An 11,510-nucleotide genomic window follows, 5' to 3' on the forward strand; every position below is an offset into this window, starting at 1 on the left:
ACTTCCGAGTTGCGCCGACGGGACCATCACCCCGAATTAGTGCAATTTATCACGGGATAGAATCGATTTGGATCGAATTCCCGCAGAATCCTCGCGTTTCCTTGTCTTCCCGGATGCCCCGCGCGTCAGCGCGCCAACCACGCCTCCAGCCCCTCGCGCAGGTCGGGGCCGGGGGCCAGCCGGGCGAAGTGGTCCGTCTCCACCGCCAGCCCTTCGCCGATGGTCATGTTCAGCCCGCGGGTCACCGCCCCCAGGATGCCGGACACTGCCGCCGGGGAATGCCGGACGATCCGTCCCGCCAGTTCGAAAGCGGCGGGCAGCAGCGCGTCGTGGGGCACCACCTGATTGACCAGCCCCACCGCCAGCGCCGTCGCGGGCGGGAAGGCGTCGCCGGTCAGCAGCCATTCCAACGCCCGCTTGCGCCCGGCGTTGCGGGGAAGCCGCTGGGTCCCGCCGAAGGTCGGCATCATGCCGAGCTTGATCTCCGCCTTGGAGAAGCTCGCCCGCTCGCTGGCGACGGCGAGGTGCGCGGCCTCCAGGATTTCGCAGCCGCCGCCGTAGCAGATGCCGTTGACCGCGGCGATGACCGGCTTCGGAAAGGCCTCGATCCGCGCGCACAGCGTCTGGCCGGGCCGGAACGCCCGCACCGCCGCCTCCGGCCCCCGCCGGACGGCATGGGTGAACTCCGCGATGTCCGCCCCGGCGGAGAAGGCCCGCTCCCCGGCCCCGGTGACGATGACGGCGCGCACCGCCTCGTCAGCCTCCAGCGCGTCCAGCGTGTCGAGCATCGCGGCGGCCAGCGCGGTGCTGATGGCGTTCAGCTTCGCCGGTCGGTTCAGGGTGACGGTGGCGATCCCGCCGGCGGTGACGCACAGAACGGGGGTGGTGGTGTCGGCGTTCGGCATCGGGCGTTCCTCATTGTTGGGTTTGGAATGCCCCCACTGTCGAGCCTGTGCCGCGCCTCCGACAAACGAGTACGCCGCGTTTTCAGGTGAAGGAACTTCATCTGAAAATGCTGCCATTGCCACGCGTCGAAGCGTCAACTTGACAGAATCGGAACTGTTGGTAGAATAAACGTTCCAAGCCATTGCCGTGGAGGTCGCCATGACCGACGGTTCGATCGGACGTCCGGAACCTCTGGTCCGCGCGCCCGGCTCGGTGGAGCGCAGCGGCAGCGCCACCGACCGCAAGCAGCGGCGGCAAAATCGGCAGGACCTGCAACAGCAGGAGCGGGAGCAGCGGGAGCGCCGCGACCAGGACGAGGCCAACCGCAAGAGGCGGCGCCTCTACGACCTGCTGTTCGACGAGATCGATGATCTGCACACGCTCGACGCGGGGCAACGGGCGCGCATCAAGCAGAACCTGCGCGCGCAACTCGCCGACCGCCGTCAGCCGCCACACCTCGCCCCCAACCTCGCCCAGCCCCCGCCGTCGGAACAGGACATCGAGCGCATGGCGGCGCTTCTCGACGGGGCCGCCGCGTCCCAGCCCGTCGATCACGACCACATCGTCGATCTGGCAGCCCCCGCCAACCCGGCGCTTCCGCCGGGACAAAGGGCGGAGAATGTGGCGCTTGCGAACCAACTCCGCGACTGCCTCGCCCAGCGGACGACGACGTCGCGGCGGGTCGCGGTGTATCTGCGCCTTCTGCTGACTCTGGAAGGCGCTTTCCGTCCGCATGTGGTGGTGGACGCATAGCCCTGCGTCCCACGGGCATTCTGCACGAATTCGGAGAAAGCCTCCCTCCGATGCGCCACCCTGGATGGTCGGGCCATACGGCACAATGGCGCCGTTATTTCTCCGGCGACGGTCCGGGGCGCCTTCCCCGCGCCGTTTCCGCCGCGGAAACCCGCTCCCGCAGGGAGGTTCCACCGTGCCCGACACCCATCTCGCAACGCACGCCCAGCCGTCCGGCGACGCCCTCCGCCAAGCGCTTTCCACCCGCTTCCAGAAGATCCGCGCCCGCACCGCCGAACTCGCCGCCCCGCTCTCGCCGGAGGACCTGATGGTCCAGTCGGTGGCCGACGGCGCACCGGCCAAATGGCACCTCGCCCACACGACGTGGCTGTTCGAAACCACCGTCCTGGTGCCTTGCAACCCCGGCTACCGCCCCTTCGATCCGGCCTTCCTGACGATCTTCGCCGCGCGCGACGACCGGTTCGGCAGCCATCAGCTTCCCTCCCCCACCCTGCGCCTGCTCTCCCGGCCCAACGCGGCGGAGGTGATGCGCTACCGCGACCATGTGAACGCCGCGGTGCTGCATCTGCTGAACCAGGCCGACGACGCGGAGCTTCCGGACATCGCGGACCGGGTGATCGTCGGCATCACGCACGAGCGTCGCCATCAGGAACGGCTGCTGACCCACATCAAGCACGCCTTCTGGAGCAACCCGCTGCGCCCCGCCTACGACCAGCCGCCGCAGCTCTTCCAGACCGCCCAGCAACCGGAACGCTGGGTGGAGCATGAGGGCGGCGTCGTCGAGATCGGGCGGACGGAAGCCTGCGCCGGATTCGACCATGAGGGGCCGCGCCACCGCGTCTATCTGCAGCCCTTCCGGCTCGCCTCCCTGCCGGTGTCCTGCGGGGCCTTCCGGGAATTCATCGAGGACGGCGGCTACACCAAGCGCTCGCTCTGGCTCGCCGACGGCTGGGAGGTGGTGCGGGCCGAGGAATGGCAGGCGCCGCTCTATTGGGAGTGGCGCGACGGGGCGTGGCAGATCTTCACCCTCTACGGCATGCGCCCGCTCGACCCCGCGGAGCCGGTCTGCCATGTGAGCTGGTTCGAGGCCGACGCCTTCGCCCGCTGGGCCGGAAAGCGCCTGCCGGACGAGGCGGAGTGGGAGGCCGTCGCGTCCCGCTGCGACAGCATGGGCAACCTGCTGGGCACCGGCCACCGCCATCCGCGCCCCAGCACCTGCCACGGCGACGGCCCGTGGCAGATGTTCGGCGACGTATGGGAATGGACCCGCAGCCCCTTCGCCCCCTACCCCGGCTACCACCTGCCGGACGGCGTGGACGAGGCCGTCCATGGCCGCTTCATGGTGAACCGCATGGTGCTTCGGGGAGGAAGCTGCGTCACGCCCTTCGACCACGCCAATCCGACGACGCGGCACTACCTGCGCCCGGAATCCCGCCTGTCCTTCACCGGACTGCGCCTGGCGGAGGACGCCTGAACGGGACCCGAGGGTCGGCGCGCTACTTCCGGAACAGGAACTCGCGGCCGACCTTCACGCGCTTCTCCCCGTCATATTCGATGATGTCGGCGGTGGCGTAGGTCTCGGTCCAGCGCTCCGGCAGATAGCTGCCGGTGCCGATGATGTCCACGGGGGCGTTGGCCTCCGCCATCAGACGGCATTTCGCCGGGCCGAAGCCGGAGCTGGCGACGATCTTCACCGCCGGGAACCCGGCCTCGTCCAGCTTCTCGCGCATGAAGTGGATCGCCGCCGCCGACACGCCCGTGCCGATCAGGTAGCGGAGCTGCGTCTCGTCGCGATAGCCGCGGATGGAATGGGGCGCGTGCCGCTCCAGCACCGCGTAGGAGCCCGGCGGGTCCAGCCCTTCCAGGAAGCGCCCGCCCGGCGTGTCCAGCCGCACCGCCAGCTTGCCCTGCGCGGCGAGGCCGGGGAAGCGGCGGCAGACCTCCAGCGCGTCGGTCACCTCGCGCCCGAAGTAATCGACCAGGACGGTCAGCGGCAGTTCGGGGAAGGTCTCGTGGAACATCTCCGCCGCCCGCACGGTCGATCCGGCATAACCGATCAGCGCGTGCGGCATGGTGCCCATGCCCTTCTTCTGCCCGAAGAAATGGGCGGTGGCGTCGGTGGCGTTGCCGATGAAACCCTTGGCGCCGACCTTGCGCTTCGCCCGGTCCGACCCGACGGAGGCGGCGTAGGCCATCATCTCCTCCATCTCCGTGCCGGCGCAGTGGCGCGCCTCCATGGCGAGGAAGGCGGTCTTGGGCAGGTCGGCGCACATGGTGAAGGCGTTGTAGGCGCCGACGCAGGCGGGGCCGAGTTTCTGGAGGATGATCGTCTCGGTGTCCACCAGATGGTAGAAGGAGCCGGTGATGTACAGGATCGGCTCGCCCGCCCCGACCCACTTTCCTTCCGGATAGTTCAGGACGATGTCGATGTCGAACCCGCGTTCCCGCGCCACCGCCTCCAGCCATTCGATGGCGAGTCGCGGCGCGCAGACCACCGGGCGGCGCATGAAGATGGCATAGGTGACCTTCTTGTCACCGAACTTCCCGACCGCCTCCTTGGTCCGCTTGAAATAGGTGTCGGTCCATTCGGTGATGGCAGAGGCGGGCGGATGACTCGCGGGCGTATGGCTGGCCGGCGGCTGTTTCCTGGTCTCGTCCATGGCGATGTCCTCGTCTTCCCGCTCTTGCCCTTCGCGTTGGCCGCTTCCGGAGGCCGCCCCATGGCGGGAACGGCAATCCGATTGAGAAACCAGCATTATACGCCCCGGCGCTCCGGTGGAAGAAACTTCGTCCGCGACCGCCAACCGCCGTGCGCAAGGGTGATTTGCCGAAAATACCCTACGAATTCCGGCGCATTTCAATCGCAAAGAACCGGCAAACAGGACCGCAGTTCCTAAATGTAATCACCTCTCATCAAAAAGTATAAAATACCGATATTTGACGCCTTCCCTTTGCCCCTTCACTATCCATTCAAGAACAGGCGCCATCCCCCTTCGGTGCCGGGAAAGCGACGAGGTCGGCATGAGCCGGACGATCAGCCAGAACGCGCCGAACATTGCGGCAGGTCCCTCGACGCTCGACCGCCTGGGCCGGCGGGTGGTTCTCGGGCTTCTCTGCACCATGATCGGGCTGGCCGCCGCGGGCACCGGCGGGGCGTTCCTGCTGAAGCCCGGCACGGCCCAGGCCGGGCGCCCGGTGGCGGAGACCCTGCGGGCCGCGGCCAATTACGCGCGCCTTCCCGCGATGATCTTCACGCTGGCCGACGGCGACCGGCTGCGGGAGTTGCGGGTCCGCGTGGTTCTGGACATGGACCCGACGGCCCCCGCCAAGACGGTGGAGAGCTACGGGCCGCGCATCGCCAGCGCCATGACCAACGTGATGCTGGAAACCGACCCCGGCGAGCTGAGCGGGCGCAACGGCGCCTTCTACGTCAAGGACGCGGTGATGCGCACGGCGTCCAAGGAACTCGGCACCATGAAGATCCGGCAGGTGCTGGTCCAGGAACTCGTCATGCGCTGAGGGAAGGTCCGCTCCGCCCACGCTCCGCAGCGCCCTCGAACGCTCGACAGGGGCGCCGGAATGGGGAAAACTCCCGTCCCGTTCGGGCACGCGCTCGAACAGCGGGATTGGAAGGGAGACGGCTGTGGCCGAGTTCGATTTCGACCTCTTCACCATCGGTGCCGGCTCCGGCGGCGTCGCGGCCAGCCGGCGGGCCGCGGCCATGGGCGCCAAGGTCGCCATCTGCGAGGGCAGCCGGGTCGGCGGCACCTGCGTCATCCGCGGCTGCGTGCCGAAGAAGCTGCTGGTCTACGCCGCCCAGTTCCGCGACGCCTTCGAGGACTCCTGCGGCTATGGCTGGGCCACCAGCACGCCGGCCTTCGACTGGGCCACGCTGATCGGACGCAAGGACGCGGAGATCGACCGGCTGAACGGCATCTACATCAAGATGCTGGAGAATTCCGGGGTCACCCTGCACACCGGTTTCGGTCGGCTGATCGACCGCCACACGGTGGAGGTCGCCAACCAGCGCTACACCGCCCGGAACATCCTGGTCGCCACCGGCGGCTGGCCGTCCCTGCCGAAGATTCCCGGAATCGAGCACGCCGTCACCTCCAACGAGGCGTTGCAGCTCGGCACCCTGCCCCACTCCGTCATCATCCTGGGCGGCGGCTACATCGCTGTGGAGTTCGCCGGCATCTTCCGGGGCTTGGGCGCCGAGGTGACGATCATGATCCGCGGCGAGGAGCTGCTGAACGGCTTCGACGACGACATCCGCGTGGCGCTGGCGCAGGAGATGCGCAAGCGCGGCATCAACATCCTCGCCCGCACCCAGCCGGTGAAGGTGGAGGAAGGCCCCGGCGGCTTCACCGTCACCGACCAGCTCGGGCGCGAGCATTCCGCCGGTCTCGTCATGGCGGCGACCGGGCGCCGCCCGAACACGCGCGACCTGGGGCTGGAAGCCGCAGGGGTCGCGTTGGACGACGGCGGGGCGATCCGGGTGGACGAGTATTCGCGCACCAGCGTGGACAACATCTTCGCGGTGGGCGACGTGACCGACCGCATGGCCCTGACCCCCGTCGCCATCGCCGAGGGGCGCGCCTTCGTGGAGACGGTGTTCAACGACAACCCGACCAGCATCAGCTACGCCAACATCCCGACCGCCGTCTTCTCCATCCCTCCGCTCGGCACCGTCGGCCTGACCGAGGCGGAGGCGCGGGCCAGATATGGACAGGTGGACATCTACAAGGCCGGCTTCCGCCCGATGAAGCACACCATGTCGGGCCGCGACGAGCGGGTGCTGATGAAGATGATCGTGGACGGCGGGAGCCAACGGGTTCTGGGCTGCCACATGATGGGCATGGACGCGCCGGAGATCGTGCAGGGGCTGGGCATCGCGCTGAATTGCGGGGCCACGAAGAAGGACTTCGACCGCACCATCGCCCTCCATCCCTCTACCGCGGAGGAGTTCGTCCTGATGCGCGAGAAGGTGTCCTGACGGTCGGACGTTAAACCAAAGGTCAGGAGCGGGATTTCCTGGAACGCTTCTAAGAAGCTTTGTGTTGAGGGCTCACCAAGACGGCGGCGCTGCATTCCCCGCCAAGGCCGCCGTCACCCATCCTTCATCAAGGCTTCGGGAGGGCTCCGACGCATGTTCATGCACAACAAGAACCTGATGTACACGGTCCGCGTGGCGGAACCGGACCCCAAGCTGGCCAGCCTGATGCTGGAACAGTTCGGCGGCCCCCAGGGCGAACTGGCGGCGGCGTTGCGGTACTTCACGCAGGGTCTGGCCGACGAGGACCCTGGCCGCAAGGACATGCTGATCGACATCGCGACCGAGGAACTGAGCCACCTGGAAATCATCGGCAGCATCGTCGCCATGCTGACCAAGGGCGTGAAGGGCAAGCTGGCCGAAGGCGCGGAGGAGGTCACCGACCTCTATGCCGACATCGCCAAGGGCAACGGCAGCCACACTCTGGCGCTTCTCTACGGCGGCGGTCCGGCCCTGACCAATTCCGCGGGGCAGCTCTGGACCGGCGGCTACATCGACAGCATCGGCGAGCCGACCGCCGACCTGCGCTCCAACATCGCCGCGGAATCGCGGGCCAAGATCATCTATGAACGCCTCATCAACATCACCCCCGACCCGGGCGTGAAGGACGCGCTGACCTTCCTGATGACCCGCGAGGTGGCGCACCAGAAGATGTTCGAGAAGGCGCTCTATTCCATCGAGAACAACTTCCCGCCGGGCAAGCTGCCGGGCAACCCCGAATACACCGACAAGTACTACAACATGAGCAAGGGCGACGGCGACATGCGCGGCCCGTGGAACCAGGGCGAGCAGTGGGAGTTCGTGGACGTCAAGCCCGACCAGGGCCCGGTCAGCGGCGGCGACGGCAATCCCTCCGTCCGGCTGGCGGCGGAAGAGATGAAGGCCGTCAACGAGGCCGCCAAGCGCACCATGTCCCGCACCGATGTGAACCCGGTGACGGGTGCCGATTTGGGCGCTGGCCCCGGCTCCGGCAAGATGACCCCGGTGAAGTAATCCCCGATTCCCCTCTCCCCCCTGGGGAGAGGCTGGGGTGAGGGGGCGCCCTGTCAGGGCGTCCACGCTCTGCAATGAGTCGACGTGGTCGGCCTCACGGCCGCCCCCTCATCCTGACCTTCTCCCCGGAGGGGAGAAGGGATCAGGCCTTCACCACAACTTCATCCCGCCTCGGCCGCGTCATCAGCCACAGCAGCACCAGCAGCCCCGGCACGGCACCGCCCGTCGACAGCAGGAAGAAGCTGCTCCAGTCCATCCGCTCCGCCAGCCAGCCGGACGAGGCGCCGAACAGGTCCCCGCCCAGCTTGTAGAAGCTGCTGAGCAGCGCGTATTGTGTGGCCGTGTAGGCCGTGTTGCACAGGCTCGACAGATAGGCGACGAAGGCCGCCGTCGCGATGCCGCCGCAGACATTCTCCAGCGCCACCGTCACGGCCAGCGCCGACACGTCGTGCCCCACCTGCGCCAGCATGACGTAGCCCAGGTTGGACAGCATCTGCATCAGCCCGCCGACCAGAAGCCCGCGCAGCACGCCGACGCGCCCGACCAGAACGCCGCCGATCAGCCCGCCGACGATGGTCGCCCACAGGCCGAACAGCTTTGTGACGTTGGCGATCTCCGTCTTCTCGAAGCCGAGATCGACGTAGAAGGGCGCCGACATCACCCCCGCCAGCACGTCCCCCAGCTTGTAGCAGGCGATGAACAGCAGGACCGCCGCCCAGGCCGGGCGCGTCATGAACTCCACGAAGGGCGCCACGACCGCCCCGTAGACCCAGGCCAGAAGATCGGCCTTCCACCCCGTCAGGTGCGGGCGCGCGGCCAGCCAGTCGGCGACATGCCGCTCCCGCGCCTTGGACTCCGCCGAATCCGCGACCTTCGGCTCGCGGTTCAGCAGGATCGTCACCATGCCCACCGCGACCAGTCCCGCCATGACGTAGTAGGCGACATGCCAGCCGAAGAACTCCGCGAGGTACAGGGCCCCCGCCCCCGCCGCCAGCATGCCGAAGCGGTAGCCCAGCACGAGGATGGCCGCACCGGCGGCCTGCTGGTGCTCCTCCAGCACCTCCACGCGGTAGGCGTCGACCACGATGTCCTGGCTGGCCGAGAAGAAGGCGACGACCACGGCCAGCATGGCGGTCCACCACAGGTCGGTCACCGGATTGGTGCTGCCCAGCCCGATCAGCGCCGCCATCAGCCCGGCCTGCGCCACCAGCGCCCAGCCGCGCCGCCGCCCGAACAGCCGAGTCATCACCGGCAGGCGCAGCCGGTCGATCAGCGGCGCCCAGACGAATTTCAGCGCGTAGGGCATGGTGACCAGGGCGAACAGGCCGATGGCCGTCTTGCTGATCCCGCCCTCGCGCAGCCACACCGAGAGGGTGGAGCCGGTCAGCGCCAGCGGCAGCCCTTCGGAAAAGCCCAGGAACAGAATGGCCAGAACGCGCCGGTCGAGATAGACGGAGGCCGCCTGCCCCCAGGAGGATGGTTTCACCCGTTCAACCCTTCCGCACACCTGCGTATCCGTCTGTATAGGCCGTGGCCGGGCGCCCCGGCCAGCGCGCTTTTTCGGGCGCGGCGCCGCATCATCCATTGCGGAAGTTGCGGTCGAAACTATGGAAAAATTTCCCGGCGGCGGCTATACAGAGTACCCCTCTGGCCGTCATCCGGCCGTCAGAAGGAACCCTTAGCACAAGGAAAGAGCGGGCGTCATGGTTGAGCGTTGGTCCCCCGACAGTTGGAGGTCGAAGCCGGCGAAGCAGCTTCCGACCTATCCGGACCCGTCCAAGGTCGAAGCGGTGGAGCAGCGCCTGTCCTCCTATCCCCCGCTCGTCTTCGCGGGCGAGGCGCGCCGGCTGAAGGACAGCCTCGCCGCCGCCGCCGCCGGCAACGCCTTCCTGCTCCAGGGCGGCGACTGCGCGGAGAGCTTCGCTGAGTTCCACCCCAACAACATCCGCGACACCTTCCGCGTGCTGCTGCAGATGGCCGTCGTGCTGACCTTCGGCGCCGCCATCCCGGTGGTCAAGGTGGGCCGCATGGCCGGGCAGTTCGCCAAGCCGCGCTCCGCCGACACCGAGGTGATGGAGGGGATCGAGCTTCCATCCTACCGCGGCGACATCATCAACGGCTTCGACTTCACGCCCGACGCCCGCGTTCCGGACCCGGAGCGCATGATGCAGGCCTACACCCAGGCCGCGGCCACGCTGAACCTGCTGCGCGCCTTCTCCCAGGGCGGCTACGCCGACCTGCACAAGGTGCATCAGTGGACGCTGGGCTTCGTGGAGCGCTCCCCCGCCGGTGAGCATTTCCGCGAGATCGCCAACCGGCTGGACGAGACGCTGGCCTTCATGGCGGCCTGCGGCATCACCGCCCAGACCACCCCGCAGATCCGCGAGACGGAGTTCTTCACCAGCCACGAGGCGCTTCTGCTGCCCTTCGAGCAGGCGATGACCCGCGTGGACAGCACCACGGGCGACTGGTACGACGTCTCGGCCCACATGCTGTGGATCGGCGACCGCACCCGCCAGCCGGACGGCGCGCATGTGGAATTCCTGCGCGGCGTGAAGAATCCGATCGGCCTGAAGTGCGGCCCGTCCACCGACCCGGACGAGCTGATCCGCCTGATCGACATCCTGAACCCGACGAACGAGCCGGGCCGCCTGACCCTGATCGTCCGCATGGGCGCCGACAAGGTCGCGGAGAAGTTCCCGCCCCTGCTCCGCAAGGTGCAGCGCGAGGGCCGCGTCGTCGTCTGGTCCTGCGACCCGATGCACGGCAACACCGTCAAGTCCTCCAGCGGCTACAAGACCCGCCCGGTGGAAAAGGTGCTGTCGGAGGCGCGCGATTTCTTCGCCGTCCATCAGGCCGAAGGCACCCATGCCGGCGGCGTCCATTTCGAGCTGACCGGCCAGGATGTGACGGAGTGCACGGGCGGCGCCCAGGCGATCACCGACCACAAGCTGGCGCTGCGTTACCACACCGCCTGCGATCCGCGCCTGAACGCCAGCCAGTCGCTGGAATTGGCCTTCCTGCTGGCCGAGGAACTGAAGCGCGCGCGCCTTCAGCGCGACAAGGAGCGCCGGGCGGCGGCGGAGTAAGCGGTTCCCCCTCCCCAACCCTCCCCCGCTTCGCGGGAGAGGGGGCGGCAAGTCTTCCCTCTCCCGCGAAGCGGGGGAGGGAGGGACCATAGGCGCTAACATGCTTGTCTCCTTATGAAAGGAGCCGGCATGGTTTCGGTCTGGCGTGTTCGTCGTCTGGGCGGGTCGGCGATGTGTCGGGCGAGCCGCGGCGCGCTGGGATCAAGCGCTGGCCAATGAAACGGACCGAACAGTGCCAGGCGCAGGCTGTGGACCAAGAGCGCGAAGATGCGCCACAGAGAGAAGCCGTGCGGCATCCGTGGGCAGCCGAGGGGGGAATTGCGTCGCCGTGACGGCAACTTTGTCCTCGATGAGCAGCGCCGCGATCAGCATGGCGTAGATCCACGCCGTCGCCGCTGCTGGCGTGTGCACCGGCACCTCGCCCAAGCCGAGCAACGATTTCCAGCGTTTGATCGCCAGTTCCACCTGCCAGCGCAAGCGATACGCTGCCAGCACCGCCGCCGCGTCGAACGGGGCGGTCGGCAGCGAGGTCAGCAGCAGGACCCAGTCCGCCGCCTCCAGCGAGCGCGCGTCGGGCGTCTTGCCTTTGCGCTTGGCGGTCTCGCGCACCCGGCGGCGGGCTTGTTCGCACGCCGCCGGTGGCTTGCGCCCGGCCACCAGCCGCAGGCGCAGCGGCG

The 11,510-nt window shown here is 68.1% G+C and carries 10 protein-coding genes; 6 read left to right on the plus strand and 4 right to left on the minus strand.

Annotated features, from left to right (window positions below):
* Positions 1–125: 125 nt before the first annotated feature.
* Entirely contained in the window at positions 126–905 is a 780-nt protein-coding gene (locus DS843_RS10925; RefSeq protein WP_149468906.1) for a crotonase/enoyl-CoA hydratase family protein, read from the minus strand.
* A 199-nt stretch (positions 906–1,104) separates the two neighbouring features.
* Between DS843_RS10925 and DS843_RS10930 the strand changes: the two genes are divergently transcribed.
* Both DS843_RS10930 and egtB read left to right on the plus strand, forming a co-directional pair.
* A complete protein-coding gene (locus DS843_RS10930; protein ID WP_286192046.1) occupies positions 1,105–1,698 on the plus strand; it encodes a hypothetical protein in 594 nt (197 codons plus the stop codon).
* A 175-nt stretch (positions 1,699–1,873) separates the two neighbouring features.
* Positions 1,874–3,172, plus strand: a complete 1,299-nt coding sequence (gene egtB / locus DS843_RS10935; protein ID WP_149468908.1) for an ergothioneine biosynthesis protein EgtB — start codon at positions 1,874–1,876, stop codon at positions 3,170–3,172.
* 22 nt (positions 3,173–3,194) lie between these two features.
* Here the strand turns inward: egtB and DS843_RS10940 are convergent, their stop codons facing one another.
* Complete coding sequence (locus DS843_RS10940) at positions 3,195–4,358, minus strand: nicotinate phosphoribosyltransferase (RefSeq protein ID WP_149468909.1); 1,164 nt, start codon at positions 4,356–4,358, stop codon at positions 3,195–3,197.
* A gap of 361 nt (positions 4,359–4,719) precedes the next feature.
* On the opposite strand from DS843_RS10940, the gene DS843_RS10945 reads away from it, so the two are divergent.
* The 3 genes from DS843_RS10945 to DS843_RS10955 all read left to right on the plus strand — a co-directional run bounded on the left by DS843_RS10945 (position 4,720) and on the right by DS843_RS10955 (position 7,744).
* Positions 4,720–5,217, plus strand: a complete 498-nt coding sequence (locus DS843_RS10945) for a flagellar basal body-associated FliL family protein (RefSeq protein ID WP_149468910.1) — start codon at positions 4,720–4,722, stop codon at positions 5,215–5,217.
* A gap of 124 nt (positions 5,218–5,341) precedes the next feature.
* Positions 5,342–6,694: a glutathione-disulfide reductase gene (gor, locus tag DS843_RS10950; protein ID WP_149468911.1), complete on the plus strand. Its 1,353-nt coding sequence runs from the start codon at positions 5,342–5,344 to the stop codon at positions 6,692–6,694.
* 153 nt (positions 6,695–6,847) lie between these two features.
* The gene (locus tag DS843_RS10955) at positions 6,848–7,744 is read left to right on the plus strand and encodes a manganese catalase family protein (protein ID WP_149468912.1); all 897 of its coding nucleotides are present in this window, start codon (positions 6,848–6,850) and stop codon (positions 7,742–7,744) included.
* Between the two features lie 142 nt (positions 7,745–7,886).
* Here DS843_RS10955 and DS843_RS10960 read toward each other — a convergent pair whose 3' ends face one another.
* The gene (locus DS843_RS10960; RefSeq protein ID WP_149468913.1) at positions 7,887–9,230 is read right to left on the minus strand and encodes an AmpG family muropeptide MFS transporter; all 1,344 of its coding nucleotides are present in this window, start codon (positions 9,228–9,230) and stop codon (positions 7,887–7,889) included.
* A 217-nt stretch (positions 9,231–9,447) separates the two neighbouring features.
* On the opposite strand from DS843_RS10960, the gene DS843_RS10965 reads away from it, so the two are divergent.
* Positions 9,448–10,833 carry a class II 3-deoxy-7-phosphoheptulonate synthase gene (locus tag DS843_RS10965; protein ID WP_149468914.1) on the plus strand — a complete coding sequence of 462 codons (1,386 nt, stop codon included), beginning with the start codon at positions 9,448–9,450 and terminating at the stop codon, positions 10,831–10,833.
* A 201-nt stretch (positions 10,834–11,034) separates the two neighbouring features.
* On the opposite strand, the gene DS843_RS10970 is transcribed toward DS843_RS10965, so the two are convergent.
* On the minus strand, positions 11,035–11,510 hold a 476-nt coding region (locus DS843_RS10970), incomplete at its 5' end, for a transposase (RefSeq protein ID WP_149468915.1).

The sequence above is a fragment of the Roseomonas genomospecies 6 genome, assembly GCF_008365375.1.
GTDB lineage: Bacteria > Pseudomonadota > Alphaproteobacteria > Azospirillales > Azospirillaceae > Azospirillum.

Excerpts from the sequence above, each read along its gene's own strand:
- DS843_RS10925 (WP_149468906.1), bottom strand. The coding sequence starts at position 905 with ATGCCGAACGCCGACACCACCACCCCCGTTCTGTGCGTCACCGCCGGC.
- DS843_RS10930 (WP_286192046.1), top strand. The coding sequence starts at position 1,105 with ATGACCGACGGTTCGATCGGACGTCCGGAACCTCTGGTCCGCGCGCCC.
- DS843_RS10940 (WP_149468909.1), bottom strand. The coding sequence starts at position 4,358 with ATGGACGAGACCAGGAAACAGCCGCCGGCCAGCCATACGCCCGCGAGT.
- DS843_RS10945 (WP_149468910.1), top strand. The coding sequence starts at position 4,720 with ATGAGCCGGACGATCAGCCAGAACGCGCCGAACATTGCGGCAGGTCCC.
- DS843_RS10955 (WP_149468912.1), top strand. The coding sequence starts at position 6,848 with ATGTTCATGCACAACAAGAACCTGATGTACACGGTCCGCGTGGCGGAA.
- DS843_RS10965 (WP_149468914.1), top strand. The coding sequence starts at position 9,448 with ATGGTTGAGCGTTGGTCCCCCGACAGTTGGAGGTCGAAGCCGGCGAAG.